This window comes from Streptomyces sp. NPDC093097 (assembly GCF_044754325.1).
In the GTDB taxonomy this organism is placed as follows: Bacteria; Actinomycetota; Actinomycetes; order Streptomycetales; family Streptomycetaceae; genus Streptomyces.
In genome coordinates this window covers 17,600-42,866 of the sequence record NZ_JBIVOW010000032.1, presented here as the reverse complement: position 1 = coordinate 42,866, position 25,267 = coordinate 17,600, and the positions used below count along the sequence as shown (strand labels likewise).

Here is a 25,267-nt window from a genome sequence, read left to right as displayed (position 1 = left end):
GGTGCGCGCCCGGCGCTGGCCGGGCCGAGCGAAGCGGGGTTTCGGCATGAGCCGCAAGGTGCTGGTCCTCAACGGCCCCAACCTCGGCCGGCTGGGCTCCCGCGAGCCCGACGTCTACGGCGCCACCTCCTACGCCGGACTGGTCGCCGAGTGCGCCCGGCTCGGCAAGGAGCTGGGCTTCGAGGTCGAGGTGCGGGAGACCAACGACGAGGGCGAGCTGGTCCGCTGGCTGCACGAGGCCGCCGACGGCTCGCTGCCGGTCGTGATCAACCCCGGTGCGTTCACGCACTACTCGTACGCGATGCGGGACGCGGCGGCGCAGCGCACCGCCCCGCTGATCGAGGTGCACATCTCCAACCCCTACGCGCGCGAGGAGTTCCGCCACACCTCGGTCGTCGCGGCCGTCGCCAGCGGCACCGTCGCCGGTTTCGGTATCGGCTCCTACCGGCTCGCGCTGCGCGCCCTCGCAGAGGAACTGGACGGCTGACCACCGCGTTGTCCGGAGAGCCCCGCCCTCGGCCGTTCATCCGACGGACGCCGGGGGTAGGGAAGCCTCCTGGCAGCCGCCGGGGGAGTACGGTTCACCGCAGGGCCACCCGGCGGCGGGGCACCAACGGCCCGTGCCCGCCCCGCAGTTGCCGCCCCGGCGCACCGGGCCGCCCCGCCCGGTGCGCCGTCCCGCACCACGTCGACCGCACGAGACGGAGAGCCACCGGATGCAGTACGCAGTGGGGGCTCCGCTGCCACCGCCCCGCGGCCCGCTTCACACCCCCGGCGCCGGCATGACCGCGAACTGGACGCCCCACCCCGGCGGGCACCGTCCGCCCGCCGCACCGCACGCCCCCGCGGCCCCGCCGCCGCCCCCCAACCCCCCGGCGCCCGGCGCCCCCGGCCAGGGCTGGCACGCCCCCGCGCCCCACCAGGCCCCGCCCACCGCGCCGCCCCTGACCCCTCCTGCCGCACCGCCCCCGAACCCGCCCGCCCCGCACAGCGGGGACGTCACCGGCCACGTCCAGCTGCCCCCCGGCGCGCCCGTCCCGTTGCCCAGCCCGCCGCCCGGCAACGCCGCCCCGGACGCCGCGCACGCCGCCGTCGCGGTGCTGCTGATCGGCCCGGCCGGCGCCGGCAAGACCAGCGTCGCCCGGCACTGGGCCGACAGCCGCCGGGTGCCGACCGCGCACATCAGCCTGGACGACGTCCGCGAGTGGGTCCGCTCCGGCTTCGCCGACCCGCAGTCCGGCTGGAACGACAACTCCGAGGCCCAGTACCGCCTCGCCCGCCGCACCTGCGGCTTCGCCGCCCGCAACTTCCTCGCCAACGGCATCTCCTGCATCCTCGACGACGCCGTCTTCCCGGACCGCCCAGTCGTCGGCCTCGGCGGCTGGAAGCGCCATGTCGGCCCCGGTCTGCTGCCGATCGTGCTGCTCCCGGGCCTGGAGGTCGTCCTGGAGCGGAACGCCCGGCGCACCGGCAACCGCCGCCTCTCCGACGAGGAGGTGGCGCGGATCCACGGCCGGATGGCCGGCTGGTACGGCTCCGGCCTGCCGATCATCGACAACTCCCAGCACGACGTCGCCACCACCGTGCGGGCCCTCGACGAGGTTGTCGCCCGCGGCCTCGCCAGCCCGCCCAGCTGGTAGCCGCCCCCGTCCCCCGGGCGGCCGTCTCGACCGGCCGCCCAGGGAGAGCGGTCGTACGCTGGCGATATGTCCGAGTTGTACGCGGTCCGTCGCGCGCGGCTGCGCGATCGCGGAGCCGCGGCCGGAAACACCGCCGCACTGATCTCGCGCCCCGCCAACGTCCGTTACCTCGCCGGCTGCACCCCGCCCGGCGCGGCGCTGCTGCTGGGCCCCGTTGAGGACGTCCTGCTCTGCGGCCGCCCGCTGACCGGCGACCCCACCGAGGGGCACCCCGCCGACGACGTCCGGGTCTCGGTCCTGCCCGCCCGCGGCGGCGACCCCGCCGTGGCCGCCGCGGACCTGGCCGCCAGGGAGGGCGCGGAGATCCTCGCGGTGGAGGAGCACCACCTGACGGTCACCCGCCACCGGGCGATGGCCCAGGCCGCGCCCCGGATCCGGCTCGCCGACCTGGCCTGTGCCGTCGAGGCGCAGCGGCTGGTCAAGGACGACGACGAGATCGCCTGCCTGCGGATCGCCGCCGAGATCAGCGACCAGGCGCTGGGGGAGCTCCTGGAGTCGATCCTGGTCGGCCGCACCGAGCGGCACCTGGCGCTGGAGCTGGAGCGGCGCCTGGTCGATCACGGCGCGGACGGCCCGGCCTTCCCCACCTCCGTCGCCACCGGCCCGAACTCCGGCCGTGCCGGGCACCTGCCCACCGACCGCCGGGTCGAGGAGGGCGACTTCCTGACCGTCAACCTGGGCGCGAACTACCGCGGCTACCGCTGCGAGATCGGTCGGACCTTCGTCATCGGCACCACGCCGGCGGACTGGCAGATCGAGCTGTACGACCTGGTCTTCGCGGCCCAGAAGGCCGGCCGGGAGGCGCTGGCGCCGGGCGTGGAGTGCCACGAGGTGGACCGGATGGCGCGGCAGATCCTGGAGACCGCGGGCCATGGCGAGGGCCTCGGACCATGGACCGGGCACGGTGTCGGACTGGAAATCGACGAGGACCCTCAGTTGTCACCCGGCGCCATGGGTAAACTGGACGCTTGCGTGCCGGTCACCGTCGAGCCAGGGGTCCACATCCCGGGCCGTGGGGGTGTCCGAATCGACGACACCCTCGTCGTCCGCCCCGAGGCGGACGGCGGACCCGAGCTACTCACGATCACGACCAAGGAGCTGCTCGCCCTGTGAGCCATCCGGCTCGCAAGGGGCGGTTCCTCGGCATCCACCACCTGCAGTCCAGGAGATTCCGCAACCGTGGCTTCCACGAACGACCTCAAGAACGGCATGGTGCTCAAGCTCGAAGGCGGCCAGCTCTGGTCCGTCGTCGAGTTCCAGCACGTCAAGCCCGGTAAGGGCCCGGCCTTCGTCCGTACCAAGCTCAAGCACGTGCTCTCCGGCAAGGTGGTGGACAAGACCTTCAACGCCGGCACCAAGGTCGAGACGGCGACCGTCGACAAGCGCGGCATGCAGTTCTCGTACATGGACGGCGACTACTTCGTCTTCATGGACATGGACACCTACGACCAGCTGCACATCGACCGCAAGACCGTCGGTGACGCCGCCAACTTCCTGCTTGAGGGCTTCGAGGCCGTCGTCGCGCAGAACGAGGGCCAGGTCCTCTACGTCGAGCTGCCGGCCGCCGTCGAGCTGGTCATCAAGGAGACCGAGCCGGGCCTTCAGGGCGACCGCTCCACCGGTGGCACCAAGCCCGCCACGCTGGAGACCGGCTACGAGATCCAGGTCCCGCTCTTCATCACCACCGGTGAGAAGATCAAGGTCGACACCCGTACCGGCGACTACCTCGGCCGGGTGAACAGCTAACCGTGGCTGCCCGCACCAAGGCCCGTAAGCGCGCCTTCCAGATCCTCTTCGAGGCCGACCAGCGCGGTGCCGATGTGCAGTCCGTGCTCGCGGACTGGATGCGCCACGCCCGGACCGACCCGCGCCAGCCGCCGGTACACGAGTACACCCTGGAGCTGGTCGAGGGGTACGCGCAGCGCATCGCCCGCATCGACGAGCTGATCTCCACCTACTCGGTCGACTGGGACCTGGACCGGATGCCGGCGGCCGACCGCTCGATCCTCCGGCTCGGTGCCTACGAGCTGCTGTGGGTGGACGGCACCCCGGACGCGGTGGCGATCGACGAGGCCGTGCAGTTGGCCAAGGAGTTCTCCACGGACGACTCGCCGTCCTTCGTCAACGGCCTGCTGGCCCGGCTCAAGGAGCTGAAGCCGGGGCTGCGCCGCGAGGACGCGCGCTGAGTCGGCCGTACGGCCGGTGACCGGCTGACGATCCGAGGCACGACGACGGGCCCGGAGCGATGACCTTCATCGCTCCGGGCCCGTCGGCTGTCTGCGGCCTGCTCGCTCGCGCCGCGTCGTCCCGTTCCCGGGCGGGGGGCCTCCCGGAGAGGCTCCGTGAACGACGACCGCCGCCCCGGGCGGCCCGGAGCGGCGGTACGTTTCTGCGTGTGAAGCGCGGGGCTTGAGGGAGCGTCAGATCTCCTCGTGCTGCACGGCCCGACGGGCGTCGGCGTCCAGCACGCCCCAGCTGATCAGCTGCTCGGTGAGCACCGAGGGCGACTGGTCGTAGATCACCGCGAGGGTGCGCAGGTCGTCCTGACGGATCGAGAGGACCTTGCCGTTGTAGTCGCCGCGCTGGCTCTGGATGGTGGCGGCGTACCGCTGCAGCGGGCCGGCCTTCTCCTGCGGGACGTGGGCCAGGCGCTCCAGGTCCAGCACCAGCTTCGGCGGCGGCTCGGCGGCGCCGCCCGGCGTCGTGCCCGGCAGCAGTTCCTGCACCGGCACGCCGTAGAAGTCCGCCAGCTCGGCGAGGCGCTGTACGGTCACGGCGCGGTCGCCGCGCTCGTAGGACCCCACCACCACGGCCTTCCAACGGCCCTGGGACTTCTCCTCGACGCCATGGAGAGAGAGGCCCTGCTGGGTACGGATGGCGCGGAGCTTGGCCCCGAGCTGTTTAGCGTATTCGCTGGACATAAAGCTCCCCAGACGGCTATATCGACATGCGGCTTCGCCGCGTGGCTGGTAACTCACTGTGAGGTTACGCAGCGTAATCTGACTTCGTCAAGCCGAATGGGCCAGGGCATCACCCGTCAGGGGGGTGTGCAGGTCCTGGACAGCCTCCTGATAGCCTGAACCCCGTAATTTCGACGTCCTTTAAAGTCCGTCCCGTGAGGCGGAGAAGGAGGTCCGTTTCGTATGGACGCACACAGTTCCGACGCGAGTAGTCGCGTTCCTGCGCGGCCGGTGCTCGAAGGCCCGGACATCGCGCGGATGCTCACCCGTATCGCCCACGAAATCGTCGAGCGCGCCAAGGGCGCGGACGACGTGGTGCTGCTGGGAATCCCCACCCGCGGCGTCTTCCTCGCCCAGCGGCTGGCCGCCAAGCTCGAGGAGATCACCGGCCGCGCCATTCCGGTCGGCTCGCTCGACATCACGATGTACCGCGACGACCTGCGCCTGGGCCCGGCCCGCACGCTGGGTCGCACGGAGATCCCCGGCGACGGCATCGAGGGCCGGCTGGTCCTCCTCGTCGACGACGTCCTCTTCTCCGGGCGCACCATCCGGGCCGCCCTGGACGCCCTCGGCGACATCGGGCGCCCGCGCGCCGTGCAGCTGGCGGTCCTGGTCGACCGCGGCCACCGCGAGCTGCCGATCCGCGCCGACTACGTGGGCAAGAACCTCCCCACCTCGCTGCGGGAGGCCGTCAAGGTCCAGCTCACCGAGGAGGACGGCCGCGACGCCGTGCTGCTCGGCCTGCGCTCCACCACGCCCCGCACCGGCGTCGACGCCGCGTCCGCGGAAGCCGAGCGGGAAACCCCGGCCGGCGGGCGCTGACGCACACGCGCATACGGACCCGGTGACCCCGGGCCGCTAGCCATGCCCGCTCGACGGACATTCCCGTACACCTCCCTCACCCCCGGAGAAACCGGATGAAGCGCCACCTCATCTCGGCCGCCGATCTCACGCGGGACGACGCCGTGCTGATCCTCGACACCGCCGAGGAAATGGCCCGGGTCGCCGACCGGCCGATCAAGAAACTGCCCGCCCTGCGCGGACGCACCGTCTGCAACCTCTTCTTCGAGGACTCGACCCGGACCCGGATCTCGTTCGAGGCCGCCGAGAAGCGGCTCTCCGCGGACGTCATCAACTTCGCCGCCAAGGGCTCCAGCGTCTCCAAGGGCGAGTCCCTCAAGGACACCGCCCAGACTCTGGAGGCGATGGGCGTCGACGCCGTCGTCATCCGGCACAGCGCCTCCGGCGCCCCGTACCGGCTGGCCACCTCCGGCTGGATCGACGCCCCCGTCATCAACGCCGGCGACGGCACCCACCAGCACCCCACCCAGGCCCTGCTGGACGCCTTCACCATGCGGCGCCGGCTCGTCGGCCCGGACGCCGGGCTCGGCCAGGACCTCGCCGGCAAGCGCATCACCCTCGTCGGCGACGTGCTGCACAGCCGGGTGGCCCGCTCCAACGTCGACCTGCTGCACACCCTCGGCGCCGAGGTCACCCTCGTCGCGCCGCCCACGCTCGTCCCGGTCGGCGTCGAGACCTGGCCGTGCGAGGTCTCCTACGCCCTCGACGCGGTGCTCCCGAAGTCCGACGCCGTGATGCTGCTGCGGGTGCAGCGGGAGCGGATGAACGCGGCGTTCTTCCCGACCGAGCGGGAGTACTCGCGCCGCTACGGCCTGGACGGCCACCGGATGTCGCGGATGCCCGAGCACGCCATCGTGATGCACCCCGGGCCGATGGTCCGCGGCATGGAGATCACCGCCGAGGTCGCCGACTCCGACCGCTGCACCGTCGTCGAACAGGTCGCCAACGGCGTCTCCGTCCGCATGGCCGTCCTCTACCTGCTGCTCGGCGGCAACGAGCCGGCCCTCACCGGGCCCGCCACCACCCCCGGGGCCAAGCGCCCCGCGTCCGCCTCCGAATCCCGTACCGAGGAGAAGTAAGACCCATGAGCAAGATCCTGATCCGCGGTGCGAAGGTGCTCGGCGGCGCGCCGCAGGACGTCCTGATCGACGGCGAGACCATCGAGGCCGTCGGCACGGGGCTGTCCGCCGAGGGCGCCGAGATCGTCGAGGCGGAGGGCAAGGTCCTGCTGCCGGGCCTGGTGGACCTGCACACCCACCTGCGCGAGCCGGGCCGCGAGGACTCCGAGACCGTGCTGACCGGCACGCAGGCCGCGGCCAGCGGCGGCTTCACCGCGGTGTTCGCCATGGCCAACACCTACCCGGTCGCGGACACCGCCGGCGTCGTCGAGCAGGTCTACCGGCTCGGCAAGGAGCACGGCTACTGCGACGTGCAGCCCATCGGCGCCGTCACCGTCGGCCTGGACGGCAAGAAGCTCGCCGAGCTGGGCGCGATGCACGAGTCGGCGGCCGGTGTCACGGTCTTCTCCGACGACGGCAAGTGCGTCCACGACGCGGTGATCATGCGGCGGGCGCTGGAGTACGTGAAGGCGTTCGGCGGCGTCGTCGCCCAGCACGCCCAGGAGCCGCGGCTGACCGAGGGCGCCCAGATGAACGAGGGCATCGTCTCGGCCGAGCTGGGGCTGGGCGGCTGGCCGGCCGTCGCCGAGGAGTCGATCATCGCCCGGGACGTGCTGCTCGCCGAGCACGTGGGCTCCCGGGTCCACGTCTGCCACCTCTCGACCGCCGGCAGCGTCGAGATCGTCCGGTGGGCCAAGTCCCGCGGCATCGATGTGACGGCCGAGGTCACCCCGCACCACCTGCTGCTCACCGACGAGCTGGTGCGCTCCTACAACCCGGTCTACAAGGTCAACCCGCCGCTGCGCACCGAGCGCGACGTGAGGGCGCTGCGCGAGGCCCTCGCCGACGGCACGATCGACATCGTCGCCACCGACCACGCCCCGCACCCGCACGAGGACAAGGACTGCGAGTGGGCCGCGGCCGCGATGGGCATGGTGGGCCTGGAGACCGCGCTGTCGGTCGTCCAGCACACCATGGTCGAGACCGGGCTGCTGGACTGGGCCGGCGTCGCCGACCGGATGTCCGCCGCCCCGGCGCGGATCGGGCAGCTGGCCGGCCACGGCCGCCCCATCGCGGCCGGCGAGCCCGCCAACCTGACGCTGGTCGATTCCGCTTACCGTGGAGAGGTGGACCCCGCGGGTTTCGCCTCCCGCAGCCGCAACACCCCCTACCAGGGCCGTGAGCTGCCGGGACGCGTCACCCACACCTTCCTGCGGGGCCGCGCAACGGTCGTCGACGGGAAGCTCGCGTGACTCTCGAATTCATTCCTCTGGCCGCGGCACCGCACTCCGCCCCGGTCACCGACTGGTCCGGGCGCATCGCCTGGGTGGTCGGCCTCCTGGTCTTCGTCGTCTTCGTCTACTGGCTGATGCGCCAGGGATGGAAGTGGCGCGGGACCCTCCAGGGCGATCTGCCCGAGCTGCCGTCCGCCCCGGACGACGCGGGCGAGCCGCGCCTGACCCTCAGCGGTCGCTACCACGGCTCGACCACCGCCGGGCAGTGGCTCGACCGGATCGTCGCCCGCGGCCTGGGCACCCGCAGCCGCGCCGAACTGACCCTGACCGACCAGGGCCTGGCCGTCGAGCGGCCGGGGGCCGCGGACTTCTTCGTCCCGGCCGCCGCCCTGCGCGGCGCCCGCCTCGACGCGGGCATCGCCGGCAAGGTCCTCCCCGAGGGCGGTCTGCTGATCGTCACCTGGGAGCACGGCGGCCGGCAGATCGACTCCGGCTTCCGCTCCGACCAGGCCGGCGAGCACCCGGCCTGGGTCGAGGCCCTCAACCGGCTCCGCAGCGAGCACACCACCGAGCACACCGAAACGGAAGGCGCACGATGACGACCTCCACCAAGGGGACCGGCAAGATCCCCGCCGTACTCGTCCTGGAGGACGGCCGCACCTTCCGCGGCCGTGCCTACGGGGCCGTGGGGGAGACCTTCGGCGAAGCGGTGTTCTCCACCGGCATGACCGGCTACCAGGAGACCCTGACCGACCCCTCGTACCACCGCCAGGTCGTCGTCATGACCGCCCCGCACGTCGGCAACACCGGCGTCAACGACGAGGACCCCGAGTCCGCGCGGATCTGGGTGTCCGGCTACGTCGTCCGCGACCCCGCCCGGATCCCGTCCAACTGGCGCTCCCGGCGCTCCCTCGACGAGGAGCTGCGCGACCAGGGCGTCGTCGGCATCTGCGGTGTCGACACCCGGGCGCTCACCCGCCACCTGCGCGAGCGCGGTGCGATGCGGGTCGGCATCTTCTCCGGCAACGCGCTGCCCGACGAGGGCACGATGCTCGCCGAGGTCCGCCAGCAGCCCGAGATGCAGGGCGCCGACCTCTCCGCGCAGGTCGCCACCAAGGAGTCGTACGTCGTCCCGGCCGTCGGCGAGAAGAAGTTCACCGTCGCCGCGATCGACCTCGGCATCAAGGGCATGACCCCGCACCGGATGGCCGAGCGCGGCATCGAGGTGCACGTCCTGCCGGCCACCGCCACCGCCGAGGACGTCTACGCGGTCGACCCCGACGGCGTGTTCTTCTCCAACGGCCCCGGCGACCCGGCCACCGCCGACCACCCGGTCTCCGTGATGCGCGAGGTGCTCTCCCGCAAGACCCCGCTCTTCGGCATCTGCTTCGGCAACCAGATCCTGGGCCGGGCACTGGGCTTCGGCACCTACAAGCTCAAGTACGGGCACCGCGGCATCAACCAGCCGGTGCAGGACCGCACCACCGGCAAGGTCGAGATCACCGCGCACAACCACGGCTTCGCCGTGGACGCCCCCCTCGACAAGGTCTCCGACACCCCCTTCGGCCGCGCCGAGGTCTCCCACGTCTGCCTCAACGACGACGTGGTGGAGGGGCTCCAGCTCCTGGACCAGCCGGCGTTCAGCGTCCAGTACCACCCCGAGGCGGCCGCCGGCCCGCACGACGCCGCGTACCTCTTCGACCGCTTCGTTTCTCTGATGGAGGGCCAGCGTGCCTAAGCGCACCGATATCCAGTCCGTCCTGGTCATCGGCTCCGGCCCGATCGTCATCGGTCAGGCCGCCGAGTTCGACTATTCCGGCACCCAGGCCTGCCGGGTCCTCAAGTCCGAGGGCCTGCGCGTCATCCTGGTCAACTCCAACCCGGCCACGATCATGACCGACCCGGAGATCGCCGACGCCACCTACGTCGAGCCGATCACCCCGGAGTTCGTCGAGAAGATCATCGCCAAGGAGCGCCCGGACGCCCTGCTGCCGACCCTCGGCGGCCAGACGGCGCTCAACACCGCCATCTCGCTGGACGAGGCCGGCACCCTCGCCAAGTACGGCGTGGAGCTGATCGGCGCCAACGTCGAGGCGATCCACAAGGGCGAGGACCGCGACCAGTTCAAGGAGGTCGTGGAGGCCGTCCGCCGCAAGATCGGCCACGGCGAGTCCGCGCGCTCCTACATCTGCCACTCCATGGACGACGTCCTGGCGGGCGTCGAGGAGCTCGGCGGCTACCCGGTCGTCGTCCGCCCGTCCTTCACCATGGGCGGCGCCGGCTCCGGCTTCGCCCACGACGAGGAGGAGCTGCGCCGGATCGCCGGCCAGGGCCTCACGCTCTCCCCGACCACCGAGGTGCTCCTGGAGGAGTCCATCCTCGGCTGGAAGGAGTACGAGCTGGAGCTGATGCGCGACAAGCACGACAACGTCGTGGTCGTCTGCTCCATCGAGAACTTCGACCCGATGGGCGTGCATACCGGCGACTCGATCACGGTCGCGCCGGCCATGACGCTCACCGACCGCGAGTACCAGATCCTCCGCGACATCGGCATCGCGGTCATCCGCGAGGTCGGTGTGGACACCGGCGGCTGCAACATCCAGTTCGCGGTCAACCCCGAGGACGGCCGGGTCATCGTCATCGAGATGAACCCCCGGGTCTCCCGCTCCTCGGCCCTGGCCTCCAAGGCCACCGGCTTCCCGATCGCGAAGATCGCCGCCAGGCTGGCCGTCGGCTACACCCTGGACGAGATCCCGAACGACATCACCCGGGAGACCCCGGCGTCGTTCGAGCCGACCCTGGACTACGTCGTCGTCAAGGTGCCGCGGTTCGCCTTCGAGAAGTTCCCGGCCGCCGACGCCACCCTCACCACCACCATGAAGTCGGTGGGCGAGGCGATGGCCATCGGCCGCAACTTCACCGAGGCGCTCAACAAGGCGCTGCGCTCGCTGGAGAAGAAGGGCAGCCAGTTCGACTTCGCCGGCGAGCCGGGCGAGAAGGCCGAGCTGCTGGAGCGGGCCAAGGTCCCCACCGACGGCCGGATCAACACCGTGATGGCGGCGATCCGGGCCGGTGCCACCCCGCAGGAGGTCTTCGACGCCACGAAGATCGACCCGTGGTTCGTCGACCAGCTCTTCCTGGTCAAGGAGGTCGCCGACGAGATCGCGGCCGCCGCCAAGCTCGATCCCGAGGTGCTTGCGGAAGCAAAGCGCCACGGCTTCTCCGACGCCCAGATCGCGGCCATCCGCGGTCTGCGCGAGGAGGTCGTCCGCGAGGTCCGGCACGCCCTCGGCCTCCGCCCGGTCTACAAGACGGTCGACACCTGCGCCGCCGAGTTCGCCGCCAGCACCCCGTACTTCTACTCGTCCTACGACGAGGAGACCGAGGTCGCCTCCCGCGAGAAGCCCGCGGTGATCATCCTGGGCTCCGGCCCCAACCGCATCGGCCAGGGCATCGAGTTCGACTACTCCTGCGTCCACGCCTCGTTCGCGCTCAGCGACGCCGGCTACGAGACCGTGATGGTCAACTGCAACCCGGAGACCGTCTCCACCGACTACGACACCTCCGACCGCCTGTACTTCGAGCCGCTCACGCTCGAGGACGTGCTGGAGATCGTGCACGCGGAGTCCCAGGCGGGCCCGGTCGCCGGTGTCATCGTCCAGCTCGGCGGGCAGACCCCGCTGGGCCTGGCGCAGGCGCTGAAGGACAACGGCGTGCCGATCGTCGGCACCTCGCCCGAGGCGATCGACCTCGCCGAGGAGCGCGGCGCGTTCGGCCGGGTGCTGACCGAGGCCGGCCTGCCGGCCCCCAAGTACGGCACCGCCTTCTCCTTCGACGAGGCCAAGACGATCGCCACCGAGATCGGCTACCCGGTCATGGTCCGCCCGTCCTACGTCCTGGGCGGCCGCGGTATGGAGATCGTCTACGACGAGCCCTCGCTGGCCGGGTACCTGGAGCGGCACGCGGGTCTGATCGACCAGCACCCGGTCCTCATCGACCGGTTCCTCGACGACGCCATAGAGATCGACGTGGACGCGCTCTACGACGGCCACGAGCTCTACCTCGGCGGCGTCATGGAGCACATCGAGGAGGCCGGTATCCACTCCGGCGACTCCGCCTGCGCACTGCCCCCGATCACCCTGGGCGGCTACGACATCAAGCGGCTGCGGGCCTCGACGGAGGCCATCGCCAAGGGTGTCGGCGTCCGCGGCCTGATCAACATCCAGTTCGCGATGGCGGGGGACATCCTCTACGTCCTGGAGGCCAACCCGCGCGCCTCGCGGACCGTGCCCTTCACCTCGAAGGCCACCGCGGTCCCGCTGGCCAAGGCCGCCGCCCGGATCTCGCTGGGCGCCACCATCGCCGAGCTGCGCGCCGAGGGCCTGCTCCCCAAGGCCGGGGACGGCGGCACGCTGCCGCTGGACGCCCCGATCTCCGTCAAGGAGGCGGTCCTGCCCTGGTCGCGCTTCCGGGACCGCTCCGGCCGCGGTGTGGACACCGTCCTCGGCCCGGAGATGCGCTCCACCGGCGAGGTCATGGGCATCGACTCGGTCTTCGGCACGGCCTACGCCAAGTCGCAGTCCGGGGCCTACGGCGCGCTGCCCACCAAGGGCCGGGCGTTCGTCTCCGTCGCCAACCGCGACAAGCGCTCGATGATCTTCCCGGCCCGTGAGCTGGTCGCCCACGGCTTCGAGCTGCTGGCCACCTCCGGCACCGCCGAGGTGCTGCGCCGCAACGGGATCAAGACCACCGTGGTGCGCAAGCAGTCCGAGGGCGAGGGTCCGGCCGGCGAGAAGACCATCGTCCAGCTGATCCACGACGGCGCGGTCGACCTGATCGTCAACACCCCCTACGGGACCGGCGGTCGGCTCGACGGCTACGACATCCGCACCGCGGCCGTGGCCCGCGGCATCCCCTGCCTGACCACGGTCCAGGCGCTGGCCGCCGCCGTCCAGGGCATCGAGGCGATGTCCCGCGGTGACGTCGGGGTGTGCTCCCTCCAGGAGCACGCCCGACATCTGACCGCGGCCCGCGAGGAGTAGGCCCGGGAGGGGGACACCACGGCGGTGTCCCCCTCTTCATGAGCCCACCCCGACCCCCTCGCGAAAAGGCCCCTCCACCCCATGTACCGCCTGTTCTTCCAGCTGGTCTTCCAGCGCATGGACCCCGAGAAGGCCCACCACCTGGCCTTCCGCTGGATCCGTCTGGCCGTGCGCGTCCCGGTGCTGCGCACCTTCGTCGCGGCCGTCCTCGCCCCCCGGTACAAGGAGCTGCGCACCGAGGCCCTGGGCCGCCGGATGCACGGCCCCTTCGGCCTGGCCGCCGGCTTCGACAAGAACGCCGTCGCCATCGACGGGATGGCCATGCTCGGCTTCGACCACGTCGAGATCGGCACGGTCACCGCCCAGCCGCAGCCCGGCAACCCCAAGAAGCGGCTGTTCCGGCTGGTGCCGGACCGTGCGCTGATCAACCGCATGGGCTTCAACAACGACGGCTCGGCGGCGGTCGCCGCCCGCCTGGCCGCCCGGAACCCGGTCTTCCGGACCACCGTCGGCGTCAACATCGGCAAGACCAAGATCGTCCCGGAGGGCGAGGCGGTCGCCGACTACGTCACCTCCACCGAGCGCCTGGCCCGGCACGCCGACTACCTGGTCGTCAACGTCTCCTCGCCGAACACGCCGGGGCTGCGCAACCTCCAGGCCGTCGACCACCTGCGCCCGCTGCTGACCGCGGTCCGCGAGGCCGCCGACCGCACGGTCACCGAGCGCCGGGTCCCGCTCCTGGTCAAGATCGCCCCCGACCTGGCGGACGAGGACGTCGACGCGGTCGCCGACCTCGCCCTGGAGCTGGGCCTGGACGGCATCATCGCCACCAACACCACCATCGCCCGCGACGGCCTGGGCCTGGCCTCGGACCCGAAGCTGACCGCCGAGACCGGCGGCCTCTCCGGCGCCCCCCTCAAGGAGCGCTCCCTGGAGGTCCTGCGCCGCCTGTACGCCCGGGTCGGCGACCGGATCACCCTGATCGGCGTCGGCGGCGTCGAGACCGCCGAGGACGCCTGGCAGCGCATCCTCGCCGGCGCCACCCTCGTCCAGGGCTACAGCGCCTTCGTCTACCAGGGCCCGTTCTGGTGCCGCGCGATCCACAAGGGCCTGGCCGCGCGCCTGCGCACCAGCCCCTACGCCACCCTCGCCGACGCGGTCGGCGCCGACCACAAGAAGGTGACCGGATGAGCCTCGAACCCTTCGGCGCCCGCCTCCGCCGTGCCATGGACGAGCGCGGTCCGCTCTGCGTCGGCATCGACCCGCACGCCTCGCTGCTGGCCGACTGGGGCCTGAACGACGACGTCGCGGGCCTGGCCCGGTTCACCCGGACCGTCGTCGAGGCGCTCGGCGAGCAGGTCGCGGTCTTCAAGCCGCAGTCGGCGTTCTTCGAGCGGTTCGGCTCGCGCGGTGTCGCCGTCCTGGAGACCGCCGTCGAGGAGGCCCGGGAACGCGGCGCACTGATCCTCATGGACGCCAAGCGCGGCGACATCGGTTCCACCATGAGCGCCTACGCCGAGGCGTTCCTGCACCCGGACTCCCCGCTGTTCTCGGACGCGTTGACGGTCTCCCCGTACCTCGGCTACGGCTCGCTGAAGCCGGCCGTGGAGCTGGCGCGGCGCAGCGGCGCCGGGCTCTTCGTGCTCGGTCTGACCTCCAACCCGGAGGGCGCGGAGGTGCAGCGGGCGGTCCGGGAGGACGGCCGCACCGTCGCCGCCACCGTGCTCGGCCACCTCGCCGCCGAGAACGCCGGTGCGGAGCCGCTGGGCTCCTTCGGCGCGGTGGTCGGCGCCACGCTCGGCGATCTCTCCGCGTTCGACCTGGCGGTCAACGGCCCGCTGCTGGCCCCCGGCATCGGTGCGCAGGGCGCCACCCCCGCGGACCTGCCCACGGTCTTCGGCGCGACGGTCCGCAACGTGGTCCCGAGCGTCAGCCGGGGCGTCCTCAAGCACGGCCCGGATGCCGGCGCACTGCGCGCGTCGGCGACCCGGTTCGCCGACGAAGTGCGCGCGGCGGTCGTATAACGAGGTCGGTTAGTACCGAAATGTCCTGGTCAGCTGAGTCTGACCAGGACTTTTCGTCTGTTCTCGCTGACTCCAGCGCGATCGGCCGCTAGTCTCCGACGAGAGCACTGCACGTAAGCGCGTTGCTCGTTGCCCCGTTGCGGCGGGGCGACTAGGTTCCACACCGGTCCGTATCCGACAGTTCGACATCCGAGGTGACGTAGGCGTGGCTCTTCCGCCCCTTACCCCTGAACAGCGCGCTGCCGCGCTCGAAAAGGCCGCCGCGGCTCGCCGGGAGCGCGCCGAGGTCAAGAATCGGCTCAAGCACTCCGGTGCCTCCCTCCATGAGGTCATCCAGCAGGGCCAGAAAAACGACGTCATCGGCAAGATGAAGGTCTCCGCGCTCCTGGAGTCCCTGCCCGGCGTGGGCAAGGTCCGCGCGAAGCAGATCATGGAGCGGCTCGGCATCTCCGAGAGCCGCCGGGTCCGCGGTCTGGGCTCCAACCAGATCGCATCGCTGGAGCGTGAGTTCGGGAGCACTGGTTCCTGAGTTTCTCGGCACTGCCGGGGAGCTGGAATAATCGCTGCATGAGTTCAGCAGTCTCCCGGGGGTCCGCCCCCGTACCCCCGGCGCAGCCGCGCCTGACCGTGCTCTCCGGCCCCTCGGGGGTCGGCAAGAGCACGGTCGTCGCGCATCTGCGCAAGGTCCACCCTGAAATCTGGCTGTCGGTTTCGGCGACCACCCGCAAGCCGCGCCCGGGGGAGCGCCACGGCGTCCAGTACTTCTTCGTCGAGGACGAGGAGTTCGACAAGCTGATCGCCAACGGCGAGCTGCTGGAGTGGGCCGAGTTCGCCGGCAACCGCTACGGCACGCCGCGCAGGGCGGTCATGGACCGGCTGGAGGCCGGCGAGCCCGTCCTGCTGGAGATCGACCTGCAGGGCGCCCGCCAGGTCCGCGAGTCCATGTCCGACGCCCACCTGGTCTTCCTGGCCCCGCCGAGCTGGGAGGAGCTGGTCCGCCGGCTCACCGGCCGCGGCACGGAGGCGCCGGAGGTCATCGAGCGGCGCCTGGAGGCCGCCCGGATCGAGCTCGCGGCGGAGAAGGAGTTCGACGTCACACTCGTCAACACCTCCGTCGAGGACGTCAGCCGTGAGCTGCTAGCCTTGATGCTGCGTCTTGTTGAGGAGCGGGCCACCGGCGACTGACTCCGGTCCCGATCCCGACGCCATGGTTTTCGGCGCTTTGCGCCACCACCTGCTTCATCCCCTTTCGGAAGGTAGAGAGTGTCCTCTTCCATCACCGCACCCGAGGGCATCATCAACCCGCCCATTGATGAGCTTCTCGAGGCCACGGACTCGAAGTACAGCCTCGTGATCTACGCCGCCAAGCGTGCGCGCCAGATCAACGCCTACTACTCCCAGCTCGGCGAGGGCCTGCTGGAGTACGTCGGTCCGCTGGTGGACACCCACGTCCACGAGAAGCCCCTGTCGATCGCGCTGCGCGAGATCAACGCGGGTCTGCTGACCTCGGAGGCCATCGAGGGCCCGGCCGGCCAGTAAGCGGCACGGCATCCCTCACCAAGGGCCCGGCAGGGGCGCCTCCCAGCATGTGACTGGGGCACCTGCCGGGCCCTTGGCGTGCCCGGAGGGCATAGGTTGAGGGACATGCGTTCGGACCGAGGCTCGGGGAGCGGGGAAGCAATGGAGAAGCGGGAGCGGCCCAGGGTCGTCCTGGGGGTCAGTGGCGGGATCGCCGCCTACAAGGCGTGCGAGCTGCTGCGGCGGCTGACGGAATCCGGCCACGACGTGCGGGTCGTGCCGACCGCCTCGGCGCTGCACTTCGTCGGGGAGGCCACCTGGTCGGCGCTGTCCGGCAACCCGGCCACCACCGAGGTCTGGGAGTCCGTCCACGAGGTCCCGCACGTCCGCATCGGCCAGGCCGCCGACCTCGTCGTGGTCGCCCCGGCCACCGCCGACATGCTCGCCAAGGCCGCCCACGGCCTCGCCGACGACCTGCTGACCAACACCCTGCTCACCGCCCGCTGCCCGGTGGTCTTCGCGCCCGCGATGCACACCGAGATGTGGGAGAACCCCGCCACCCAGGAGAACGTCGCCACGCTGCGGCGCCGCGGCGCGCTGGTCATCGAGCCCGCGGTGGGCCGGCTCACCGGCGTCGACACCGGCAAGGGGCGCTTCCCCGACCCGGTGGAGATCTTCGACCTGTGCCGCCAGGTACTGGCCCGCGGTGCCGAGGGGCTGCCGCAGGACCTGGCCGGCCGCCACGTCGTGGTCAGCGCCGGCGGCACCCGGGAGCCGCTGGACCCGGTGCGCTACCTGGGCAACCGCTCCTCCGGCAAGCAGGGCTACGCCCTGGCCCGCACCGCCGCGGCCCGCGGCGCCCGGGTCACCCTCGTCGCCGGCAACACCGAACTGCCCGACCCGGCCGGCGTGGACGTGCTCCACATCGGCACCGCCCGGCAGCTGCGCGAGGCCGTCCTCAAGGCCGCGGCCGACGCCGACGCGGTGGTGATGGCCGCCGCGGTCGCCGACTTCCGGCCGGCCACCTACGCCACCGGCAAGATCAAGAAGCGGGACGGCCAGGAGCCGGAACCCATCGCCCTGGTGCGGAATCCGGACATCCTTGCGGAGCTTTCCGCCGATCGGGCCCGCCCCGGCCAGCTGGTCGTCGGCTTCGCCGCGGAGACCGACGACGTGCTCGCCAACGGCCGGGCCAAGCTCGCCCGTAAGGGCTGTGATCTCCTGGTAGTCAATGAGGTCGGTGAGCACAAGACCTTCGGTTCGGCCGAAAACGAGGCAGTGATCCTGGCCACGGACGGCACCGAGACCCCCGTCCCCTACGGACCCAAGGAAGCCCTCGCCGACACGGTGTGGGACCTGGTCATCCCCCGTCTGGCCGCCCCGCGCGACTGACCTTTCAGCGCCGGGCGGAATCCCCCGTACCGGGTCCGGAAGAGCCCTCACACACCCCCCGAAAATCGGCGTGCCCTCTTGACCCGGCTGATTCTCGAGGTGATCGTCACTACCGTGAGGCCGTGGTGTCCCAGGTCACGGGGGTTCCATAAATCGAGACTGCGTGCCCGAGCGCCACACACGACCGATAAACTGGCAGTGGATCCGGCCGAGCGCAGCTCTCGGCCGTTCCGCTAAATGATCAGCCAGCAGCCGCTGCAACCCCAGGGAGCGATGTGTCCCGCCGCCTGTTCACCTCGGAGTCCGTCACCGAGGGCCACCCCGACAAGATCGCTGACCAGATCAGCGACACCATTCTCGACGCGCTCCTGAAGGAAGACCCGAGCTCTCGGGTCGCCGTGGAGACGTTGATCACCACCGGCCTGGTGCACGTGGCCGGCGAGGTGACCACCAAGGCGTACGCCGACATCCCCAGCCTCGTCCGTAACAAGATCCTGGAGATCGGTTACGACTCGTCCAAGAAGGGCTTCGACGGCGCCTCTTGCGGCGTCTCGGTGTCCATCGGCGCGCAGTCCGCGGACATCGCCCAGGGTGTCGACACCGCCCACGAGTACCGCGTCGAGGGCGACGACGACGAGCTGGACCGGCAGGGCGCGGGCGACCAGGGCCTGATGTTCGGGTTCGCCTGCGACGAGACCCCCGAGCTGATGCCGCTCCCGATCTACCTGGCGCACCGCCTCTCGCGCCGGCTGTCGGAGGTCCGCAAGAACGGCACCATCCCCTACCTCCGCCCCGACGGCAAGACCCAGGTCACCATCGAGTACGACGGCAACAAGGCCGTCCGCCTCGACACCGTGGTGGTCTCCTCGCAGCACGCCAGCGACATCGACCTGGACTCGCTGCTGGCGCCCGACATCCGCGAGTTCGTCGTCGAGCACGTGCTGGCCCAGCTCGTCGAGGACGGCATCAAGCTGGACACCGAGAACTACCGCCTGCTGGTCAACCCGACCGGGCGGTTCGAGATCGGCGGCCCGATGGGCGACGCCGGCCTGACCGGTCGCAAGATCATCATCGACACCTACGGCGGCATGGCCCGCCACGGCGGCGGTGCCTTCTCCGGCAAGGACCCGTCCAAGGTCGACCGCTCCGCCGCCTACGCCATGCGCTGGGTCGCCAAGAACGTGGTCGCCGCCGGCCTCGCCTCGCGCTGCGAGGTCCAGGTCGCCTACGCGATCGGCAAGGCCGAGCCGGTCGGTCTCTTCGTCGAGACCTTCGGCACCAACGCGGTCGACACCGACAAGATCGAGCAGGCCATCGGCGAGGTCTTCGACCTCCGCCCGGCCGCGATCATCCGCGACCTCGACCTGCTCCGCCCGATCTACGCCCAGACCGCCGCCTACGGCCACTTCGGCCGTGAGCTGGAGGACTTCACCTGGGAGCGCACCGACCGGGTGGACGCCCTCCGCAAGGCCGCGGGCCTGTAAGGCTCCGCACCGCAAGGGTTCCCACCGAGGGCCCCGGACCGCTGAGCGGTCCGGGGTCCTCGGCCGTTCGCCGGCGCCGCCCGCTGTCAGTGCCGTCTGCTAAGACTGGATGCTGTGAGCAGGGAGAACGGGCGGGATCCGGGGGAGCAGGGCGAGCAGCTGGCCCTGATCCGGGAGGCCGTGCGGGAGACGAAGGCGGAGCGGGCCAAACCGCGCACGTGGCGGGGGGCCGCGCTGGCGCCGGAGCTGCCGGTGGCGCGGGTGCTGGTGGACAAGGGGCTGGTGCACCTCGACCGGTTCTTCGACTACGCGGTGCCGGCCGCCATGGACGCCGAGGCGCGGCCCGGGGTGCGGGTGCGCGTGCGGTTCGGGGCCGGGGAGAAGGGCGGGCGGCGCGAGGGCGGCCGGCTGGTCAGCGGCTTCATCGTGGAGCGGGTCGCGGAGAGCGACTTCAAGGGGGTGCTGGCGCCGCTCGCCCAGGTGCTCTCGCCGGAGCCGGTGCTGGGCCCGGAGCTGCTGGGGCTGTGCCGGGCGGTCGCCGACCGCTACGCCGGATCGCTGGCGGACGTGGTGCAGCTGGCGGTGCCGCCGCGTCGGGCGCGGGTCGAGGCCGAGTCGTCGCCCGCGCCGCTGCCTCCCAACGACCCGCCGGCGCCCGGCAGTTGGGAGCGTTACGGGGCCGGCCCGGGGTTCCTGGACGCGTTGGCGCGAGGGGACGCGCCGCGGGCGGTGTGGACGGCGCTGCCCGGGCCGAGCTGGCCGCAGGAGCTGGCGCGGGCGGCGGCCGCGGCGCTCGCCGGGGGGCGCGGGGCGCTGGTGGTGGTGCCCGACGGGCGGGCCGCGGCGCGGGTGGACGCCGCGCTCGGTGAGCTGATCGGGGCCGGTCGGCATGTGCTGCTGACGGCCGAGTGCGGGCCCGAGGAGCGGTACCGGCGCTGGCTGGCGGTCAGCCGGGGCTCGGTGCGGGCGGTGATCGGGACGCGCGCGGCGATGTTCGCGCCGGTCGCCGGGCTGGGGCTGGTCGCCCTGTGGGACGACGGGGACGGCAGCCACAGCGATCCGCACGCCCCGCAACCGCACGCCCGGGAGGTGCTCATCCAGCGCGCGGTCAGCGAGCGGGCCGGGTTCCTGCTCGGCGGGCTGAGCTGCACGGTCGAGGCGGCACAGCTGGTGGAGACCGGCTGGGCGCGGCCGCTGACCGCCGACCGCGAGCGGATACGGGCCACCGCCCCCCTGGTCCGCACGGTCGGCGACGGCGACGAGGCGCGGGACGCCGCGGCGCGCGCCGCCCGGCTGCCGACGATGGCGTGGCGGATCGTGCGCGACGGGCTCACCCGTGGCCCGGTGCTGGTGCAGGTGCCGCGGCGCGGTTATGCACCCCGGCTGGCCTGCGAGCGGTGCCGGGAACCGGCCCGCTGCCGGGCGTGCGCCGGCCCGTTGGAGGCGCGCGAGGCCGGCGAGCTGTCCTGTGCCTGGTGCGGCCGCGAGGAGTCGGACTGGCACTGCGCGGAGTGCGGCGGGTCCCGGTTGCGGGCGCAGATCGTCGGGGCGCGGCGTACGGCCGAGGAGCTGGGCCGGGCTTTCCCGGCGGTTCCGGTGCGCACCTCGGGGCGCGACCACGTCCTGGCGTCGGTGCCCGCCGCCCCCGCCCTGGTGGTCAGCACGCCCGGCGCGGAGCCGGTCGCGGAAGGCGAGGGCTACGCCGCCGCGCTGCTGCTGGACGGCTGGGCGCTGCTGGGCCGGCCGGATCTGCGGGCCGGCGAGGAGGCGCTGCGCCGCTGGCTGGGCGCTGCCGCGCTGGTCCGCGGCCAGGAGGCGGGCGGCACGGTCGCGGTGATCGCGGAGCCGACCCTGCGCCCGGTCCAGGCGCTGGTGCGGTGGGATCCGGTCGGCCATGCGGTCCGCGAGCTGGCCGAGCGGGCGGAGCTGGGGTTCCCGCCGGTGTCGCGGATGGCCTCGGTGACGGGCCGGCCCGAGGACGTGGCCGGTCTGCTGCGTGCTGCCGAACTCCCCGAGGGGGCCGAGGTGTTGGGCCCGGTGCCGCTGCCGGCGCCGGACGCCGGGCGGCCGCGCCGGCCGGGCGACCCGCCGCCGGGCGAGGTGTGGGAGCGCGCGCTCGTACGGGTCCGGCCCGGTCAGGGTGCGGCACTGGCGGCGGCGCTGAAGGCCGCCCGTGCGGCCCGGTTGGTCAAAAGGGAGGGCGAGCCGGTCCGGGTGCGGATCGATCCGCCGGACCTGGGCTGAGATGCACCGGAGTCCGTCGGACGGGGCCGAGGGGAGCGGAGGTGTGTGCTGCGTGGGCCTCTGGGGGCCGTCCGTCGGTCCGTCCTCGTCCGCGTCGTCCGCCTCGGGCCTCGTGGCCGGCAGGCGTTCCGGACGGTCGGGTCGTGTGCGCCGGCCTCGGCTCCGCGGTCGAGCCGTCGCCGGCTGGGTGCGCCCGCACGTCGCCCCGGGACCGTGGTGCGACGGGTGGTCCCGGGCGTCGGGGCGTGGTGTCCGTCGGGGGCCGGCGTCCGTGAGGGGCGGTCAGCCGTTGCGGGGGCCGGGGAAGGCGCCGGGGCGGGCCTCGTCGCGGGGGGAGGACTGGGTGGGCATGGAGCGGGCGGCGGGGACGGAGGGGGCCCCGGTCAGGCCGCCGGCCATGCTGACGGCGCGGGCGGCGGAGGCGTCGGTGGAGCGCACCGGGGTGTCGGTGGTGTCGCCGGCCGGCTGGGCGGTCGCCCGCCGGGCGCCGTAACGGCGGTGCACCGCCTGTTTGGTGACGCCGAGTGCGGAGCCCACCGCGTCCCAGGAGAAGCCCAGGGAGCGGTCGAAGTCGACCGCAGCGGTGACGAGCGTTTCGACGCTGTCGCGCAGCTCCTGGGCCAGGCGCACGGTGGGGGCGGGCGCCCGTCCGTAGACGACGAAGCCCGCGGAGGGGCCCGTGCGCCGCGGCCGGTAGACGTTGCCGAGCTGCGCGGTGAGTGTGCGCAGCGCGTCCACCTGCCGGCGGACCCGCTCGATGTCCCGCACCAGGAGATGCAGGCTGGCGCGCGCCTGGGCGTCGTGGGTTGCGTGGTCGGCCATGAGCAAGCCTCTCGAACCGGCGTGGAAAAGGAAGGTGAAAGCGATCGGGCCGCCAAAGCGGCCCGGAATTCGGTCAATGCTGCTTGACCAACGCGCCAGGAGCGGCTCTGGTCACGGTATGGGGGCGTGCGAGCGTATGCGTGGGGCGCGGATAACTTCGCACGCCCCCTGGCGTTCCGGCCCATGGCCTGGGCCAGGGCTCATAGACTGATGCGTCGTTCCGCTGCGTGTGAGAGGTAGTACGCCACCCATGAGGCTTGTCTTCGCCGGTACCCCCGAGGTCGCCGTACCCGCCCTCGATGCCCTGATCGCGTCGGATCGGCATGAGGTGGTGGCCGTCGTGACCCGGCCCGATGCGCCGGCCGGGCGGGGCCGCCGGCTGGTCGCCAGCCCGGTCGCGGAGCGCGCGGAGGAGGCCGGCATCGAGGTGCTCAAGCCCGTCAAGCCGCGCGACGAGGACTTCCTCGCCCGGCTGAGGGAGATCGGCCCGGACTGCTGCCCGGTGGTGGCGTACGGGGCGCTGCTGCCCAAGGCCGCGCTGGAGATCCCGGCCAACGGGTGGGTCAATCTGCACTTCTCGCTGCTGCCCGCGTGGCGGGGGGCGGCACCGGTGCAGCACGCGGTGCTGGCCGGTGACGAGATCACCGGTGCCGCCACCTTCCAGATCGAGCAGGGGCTGGACTCCGGTCCGGTGTACGGGGTGATCACCGAGGAGGTCCGGCCGACGGACACCAGCGGCGATCTGCTGACCCGGCTCGCGTTCGCCGGCTCCGGGCTGCTGGTGGCCACGATGGACGGCATCGAGGACGGCACGCTCAAGGCGGTGCCGCAGCCGGCGGAGGGGATCACTCTCGCCCCGAAGATCGAGGTGGAGGACGCCCGGATCGACTGGAGCGCGCCGGCGCTCCGGGTGGACCGGGTGGTCCGGGGGTGTGCGCCGGCGCCCGGCGCCTGGACGGTCTTCCGCGGGGAGCGGCTGAAGGTGATGTCGGGCGCCCTCGCCCCCGGGTACGACGGGGCCGTACTGGCCTCGGGCGAGCTGGCCGTCACGAAGAAGGCGGTGCACGTGGGCACCGGCAGCCACCCCGTCGAGCTGGTGTGGGTGCAGCCGCAGGGCAAGAAGCCGATGAAGGGCGCGGACTGGGCGCGCGGGGTGCGGATCGCGGCCGGGGAGCGGCTGGGCGGCTGACCGGCCGCGCGGTGCGGTCCCGGGGGCCGTCCGCGCGCGCCGGCGGCCAGGGGCCCGCGTAGGCTGGGGCGGAACCCGAACCCGTAACACCGGAGCACCTTTTTCGTGAGTGAGCAGCCGCCCCGCCGCCATGGCACCCGCAAGCCCTACCGCCGTCCGAAGAAGGACCCGGTCCGGGTCCTCGCGTTCGAGGCGCTGCGGGCGGTGGACGAGCGGGACGCGTACGCCAACCTCGTCCTGCCGCCGCTGCTGCGCAAGGCGCGCGAGGGCGGGGACTTCGACGCCCGGGACGCGGCGCTGGCCACCGAGCTGGTCTACGGCTCACTGCGCCGCCAGGGCACCTATGACGCGATCCTGTCCCGTTGCGTGGACCGGCCGCTGCGCGAGGTGGACCCGCCGGTGCTGGACGTACTGACGCTGGGCGCGCACCAGTTGCTCGGTACGCGGATCCCGACGCACGCGGCGGTCAGCGCCACGGTGGAGCTGGCCCGGGTGGTGCTGGGCGACGGCCGGGCGAAGTTCGTCAACGCGGTGCTGCGCAAGGTCGCGGCGGACGATCTGGACGGCTGGCTGGAGCGGGTGGCTCCGGAGTACGACGAGGACCCCGAGGAGCACCTGGGGATCGTGCACGCGCATCCGCGCTGGATCGTCTCCGCCCTGTGGGACGCCCTCGGCGGCGGCCGGGCGGGCATCGAGGACCTGCTGGCGGCGGACAACGAGCGTCCCGAGGTGACGCTGGTGGCGCGGCCCGGCCGGGCCACCGCGGAGGAGCTGCTGGCGGCCACGGACGAGGACGGCGCGGTGCCGGGCCGGTGGTCGCCGTATGCGGTCCGGCTCGCCGAGGGCGGGGAGCCGGGCGCGCTGGACGCGGTGCGCGAGGGCCGCGCCGGAGTGCAGGACGAGGGCAGTCAGCTGGTCGCCATGGCACTGGCCGACGCGCCGTTGGACGGCCCGGACCGGACCTGGCTGGACGGCTGCGCGGGACCGGGCGGCAAGGCGGCGCTGCTGGGCGCGCTGGCGGCGCAGCGGGGCGCGGCCCTGCTGGCGTCGGAGAAGCAGCCGCACCGGGCGCGGCTGGTGGCCCGGGCGCTGGAGGGCAACCCCGGTCCGTACGCGGTGATCGCCGCGGACGGCACCCGCCCGGCGTGGCGGCCGGGGGCCTTCGACCGGGTGCTGGTGGACGTGCCGTGCACCGGCCTGGGCGCGTTGCGCCGGCGGCCGGAGGCGCGCTGGCGCCGCCGCCCCGAGGACCTCGCCGGATTCGCGCCGCTGCAACGGGAGTTGCTGCGGCAGGCGCTGGCGGCGGTGCGGGTCGGCGGCGTGGTGGGCTATGCGACCTGCTCGCCGCATCCGGCGGAGACCCGGGCGGTGGTGGAGGACGTCCTCAAGGGGCGGGGCGGTCCGGCGGCCGAGGCCGAGTGGATCGACGCCCGGCCGCTGATGCCCGGCGTCCCGGCGCTCGGCGACGGCCCGGACGTGCAGCTGTGGCCGCATCTGCACGGGACCGACGCGATGTATCTGGCGCTGCTGCGGCGGACCGCCTGACGGGTTCGCCGTCGGCGGTGGCCGGTTCCGGTCGGGCGGGGGAGCGGACCCCCGCGGAGGCGGACCGGGCGAGGAGATATCTTGATGTCGAGCAATGTTGATATCTTGATGTCGAGCAATTTTGAAGACGTGG

General features: G+C 72.7%; 23 protein-coding genes. 21 read left to right on the top strand and 2 right to left on the bottom strand.

Translation table 11 applies throughout. The annotated features are described in order from the left end of the window. Positions 1-46: 46 nt before the first annotated feature. The 5 genes from aroQ to nusB all read left to right on the top strand — a co-directional run bounded on the left by aroQ (position 47) and on the right by nusB (position 3,886). The gene (gene aroQ, locus ACIQE0_RS35615) at positions 47-487 is read left to right on the top strand and encodes a type II 3-dehydroquinate dehydratase (RefSeq protein WP_366336859.1); all 441 of its coding nucleotides are present in this window, start codon (positions 47-49) and stop codon (positions 485-487) included. 229 nt (positions 488-716) lie between these two features. Continuing rightward, positions 717-1,640, top strand: coding sequence for a Pro-rich N-terminal domain-containing protein (locus ACIQE0_RS35610; protein ID WP_402339707.1), 924 nt, complete (start codon positions 717-719; stop codon positions 1,638-1,640). A 66-nt stretch (positions 1,641-1,706) separates the two neighbouring features. Continuing rightward, positions 1,707-2,813, top strand: coding sequence for an aminopeptidase P family protein (locus ACIQE0_RS35605; protein WP_402339705.1), 1,107 nt, complete (start codon positions 1,707-1,709; stop codon positions 2,811-2,813). 66 nt (positions 2,814-2,879) lie between these two features. Beyond that, complete coding sequence (efp, locus tag ACIQE0_RS35600) at positions 2,880-3,446, top strand: elongation factor P (protein WP_016572352.1); 567 nt, start codon at positions 2,880-2,882, stop codon at positions 3,444-3,446. Positions 3,447-3,448: 2 nt separating this feature from the next. Further along, complete coding sequence (gene nusB, locus ACIQE0_RS35595; protein WP_366336853.1) at positions 3,449-3,886, top strand: transcription antitermination factor NusB; 438 nt, start codon at positions 3,449-3,451, stop codon at positions 3,884-3,886. A 234-nt stretch (positions 3,887-4,120) separates the two neighbouring features. Here the strand turns inward: nusB and bldD are convergent, their stop codons facing one another. Beyond that, complete coding sequence (gene bldD, locus ACIQE0_RS35590) at positions 4,121-4,621, bottom strand: transcriptional regulator BldD (protein ID WP_018539834.1); 501 nt, start codon at positions 4,619-4,621, stop codon at positions 4,121-4,123. Between the two features lie 222 nt (positions 4,622-4,843). On the opposite strand from bldD, the gene pyrR reads away from it, so the two are divergent. The 14 genes from pyrR to ACIQE0_RS35520 all read left to right on the top strand — a co-directional run bounded on the left by pyrR (position 4,844) and on the right by ACIQE0_RS35520 (position 21,578). Then, complete coding sequence (pyrR, locus tag ACIQE0_RS35585) at positions 4,844-5,482, top strand: bifunctional pyr operon transcriptional regulator/uracil phosphoribosyltransferase PyrR (RefSeq protein ID WP_366336851.1); 639 nt, start codon at positions 4,844-4,846, stop codon at positions 5,480-5,482. Positions 5,483-5,577: 95 nt separating this feature from the next. Continuing rightward, on the top strand, positions 5,578-6,600 hold the full coding sequence (locus tag ACIQE0_RS35580) for an aspartate carbamoyltransferase catalytic subunit (protein WP_402339699.1): 1,023 nt from the start codon (positions 5,578-5,580) through the stop codon (positions 6,598-6,600). 5 nt (positions 6,601-6,605) lie between these two features. Further along, positions 6,606-7,892 (top strand): dihydroorotase, encoded by a 1,287-nt coding sequence (locus tag ACIQE0_RS35575; RefSeq protein ID WP_402339696.1) that lies wholly within the window; start codon positions 6,606-6,608, stop codon positions 7,890-7,892. After that, positions 7,889-8,473 (top strand): hypothetical protein, encoded by a 585-nt coding sequence (locus ACIQE0_RS35570; RefSeq protein ID WP_366336845.1) that lies wholly within the window; start codon positions 7,889-7,891, stop codon positions 8,471-8,473. Before ACIQE0_RS35575 ends, ACIQE0_RS35570 begins: the two co-directional genes overlap by 4 nt. Continuing rightward, positions 8,470-9,612 (top strand): glutamine-hydrolyzing carbamoyl-phosphate synthase small subunit, encoded by a 1,143-nt coding sequence (gene carA / locus ACIQE0_RS35565; protein ID WP_366336843.1) that lies wholly within the window; start codon positions 8,470-8,472, stop codon positions 9,610-9,612. Before ACIQE0_RS35570 ends, carA begins: the two co-directional genes overlap by 4 nt. Beyond that, positions 9,605-12,916 carry a carbamoyl-phosphate synthase large subunit gene (gene carB, locus ACIQE0_RS35560; protein ID WP_402339692.1) on the top strand — a complete coding sequence of 1,104 codons (3,312 nt, stop codon included), beginning with the start codon at positions 9,605-9,607 and terminating at the stop codon, positions 12,914-12,916. Before carA ends, carB begins: the two co-directional genes overlap by 8 nt. Positions 12,917-12,997: 81 nt before the next feature. Beyond that, the gene (locus ACIQE0_RS35555; protein WP_366336839.1) at positions 12,998-14,107 is read left to right on the top strand and encodes a quinone-dependent dihydroorotate dehydrogenase; all 1,110 of its coding nucleotides are present in this window, start codon (positions 12,998-13,000) and stop codon (positions 14,105-14,107) included. Then, the gene (gene pyrF / locus ACIQE0_RS35550; protein ID WP_366336837.1) at positions 14,104-14,940 is read left to right on the top strand and encodes an orotidine-5'-phosphate decarboxylase; all 837 of its coding nucleotides are present in this window, start codon (positions 14,104-14,106) and stop codon (positions 14,938-14,940) included. Before ACIQE0_RS35555 ends, pyrF begins: the two co-directional genes overlap by 4 nt. A 205-nt stretch (positions 14,941-15,145) precedes the next feature. Next, positions 15,146-15,469 (top strand): integration host factor, encoded by a 324-nt coding sequence (locus ACIQE0_RS35545; RefSeq protein WP_016572363.1) that lies wholly within the window; start codon positions 15,146-15,148, stop codon positions 15,467-15,469. Positions 15,470-15,507: 38 nt separating this feature from the next. Then, entirely contained in the window at positions 15,508-16,125 is a 618-nt protein-coding gene (gmk, locus tag ACIQE0_RS35540; RefSeq protein WP_384102771.1) for a guanylate kinase, read from the top strand. Between the two features lie 78 nt (positions 16,126-16,203). Continuing rightward, positions 16,204-16,479: a DNA-directed RNA polymerase subunit omega gene (rpoZ, locus tag ACIQE0_RS35535; RefSeq protein WP_039638039.1), complete on the top strand. Its 276-nt coding sequence runs from the start codon at positions 16,204-16,206 to the stop codon at positions 16,477-16,479. A gap of 105 nt (positions 16,480-16,584) precedes the next feature. Next, positions 16,585-17,850 (top strand): bifunctional phosphopantothenoylcysteine decarboxylase/phosphopantothenate--cysteine ligase CoaBC, encoded by a 1,266-nt coding sequence (gene coaBC / locus ACIQE0_RS35530; protein ID WP_402339686.1) that lies wholly within the window; start codon positions 16,585-16,587, stop codon positions 17,848-17,850. A gap of 275 nt (positions 17,851-18,125) precedes the next feature. Next, the gene (gene metK, locus ACIQE0_RS35525; protein WP_366336832.1) at positions 18,126-19,334 is read left to right on the top strand and encodes a methionine adenosyltransferase; all 1,209 of its coding nucleotides are present in this window, start codon (positions 18,126-18,128) and stop codon (positions 19,332-19,334) included. Between the two features lie 114 nt (positions 19,335-19,448). Beyond that, the gene (locus ACIQE0_RS35520; protein WP_402339683.1) at positions 19,449-21,578 is read left to right on the top strand and encodes a primosomal protein N'; all 2,130 of its coding nucleotides are present in this window, start codon (positions 19,449-19,451) and stop codon (positions 21,576-21,578) included. A gap of 282 nt (positions 21,579-21,860) precedes the next feature. Here the strand turns inward: ACIQE0_RS35520 and ACIQE0_RS35515 are convergent, their stop codons facing one another. Beyond that, on the bottom strand, positions 21,861-22,400 hold the full coding sequence (locus ACIQE0_RS35515) for a hypothetical protein (protein WP_402339680.1): 540 nt from the start codon (positions 22,398-22,400) through the stop codon (positions 21,861-21,863). Positions 22,401-22,650: 250 nt separating this feature from the next. Here ACIQE0_RS35515 and fmt point away from each other — a divergent pair, with 250 nt between their 5' ends. Beyond that, on the top strand, positions 22,651-23,589 hold the full coding sequence (gene fmt, locus ACIQE0_RS35510; RefSeq protein ID WP_402339678.1) for a methionyl-tRNA formyltransferase: 939 nt from the start codon (positions 22,651-22,653) through the stop codon (positions 23,587-23,589). 105 nt (positions 23,590-23,694) lie between these two features. Then, positions 23,695-25,134 (top strand): transcription antitermination factor NusB, encoded by a 1,440-nt coding sequence (locus tag ACIQE0_RS35505; protein WP_366336824.1) that lies wholly within the window; start codon positions 23,695-23,697, stop codon positions 25,132-25,134. Positions 25,135-25,267: the final 133 nt, after the last annotated feature.